The sequence below is a fragment of the Nocardioides marmoriginsengisoli genome (assembly GCF_003725695.1).
Classification (GTDB): domain Bacteria; phylum Actinomycetota; class Actinomycetes; order Propionibacteriales; family Nocardioidaceae; genus Marmoricola; species Marmoricola marmoriginsengisoli.
In genome coordinates, this window is record NZ_RJSE01000010.1 from 1 (window position 1) to 519 (window position 519).

Annotated in this window: 2 protein-coding genes; both read left to right on the forward strand. The window is 65.1% G+C overall.

From position 1 onward, the window contains the following. Window positions 1–187, forward strand: a 187-nt coding sequence (locus tag EFK50_RS22570) for a hypothetical protein (protein ID WP_221177518.1), incomplete at its 5' end; no start/stop codon positions are given. Next, window positions 184–411: a hypothetical protein gene (locus tag EFK50_RS21290; RefSeq protein WP_123229629.1), complete on the forward strand. Its 228-nt coding sequence runs from the start codon at window positions 184–186 to the stop codon at window positions 409–411. The genes EFK50_RS22570 and EFK50_RS21290, both read left to right, overlap by 4 nt. The last annotated feature ends 108 nt before the right edge of the window (window positions 412–519 follow it).

Genomic DNA, 519 nt, shown 5'->3' on the forward strand with positions numbered 1-519 from the left:
CCTGGTGTCGGAGCCTGACGGACTGGCCGAGCGGGTCGAGGCGATGCACAAGGCCGTCCGACTGTACGGACCCAAGTCTCCGCTGGTGTGCGAGCACTGCAAGGACGACGACGGGAACCAGCGGCTCTACCCGTGCCCGACCATCGCACTGCTCCCTGCCCCTGTCGATGCGGAGGTTGACCGGTGAGCGCCCGCGTCCTCATCTGCGACACATCGAGCAAGCCCGGGGCCATGCGTTCGCCTGACCGTCGCCGGTTCGATCACGACGAGACGTGCCAGGCCCACGGGTTCCTGTCGCTGCTGAACGCCCAGTACTTCAAGCGCATCGGCATGTGCCTGTGCGACGTACCGATGGACGACCGGATGCCCACTGCGGCACCCGAGACGAGCGAGGAGAAGAATCATGGCTGAGAAGCTCGTTCTCGTTCCGATCTCCCTGAAGGCCGCGAACGCGTTCGTCGACAAGATCCACCGGCACCACGGATCGACCCGAGGTCACAAGTTCTCGATCGCCGTTGG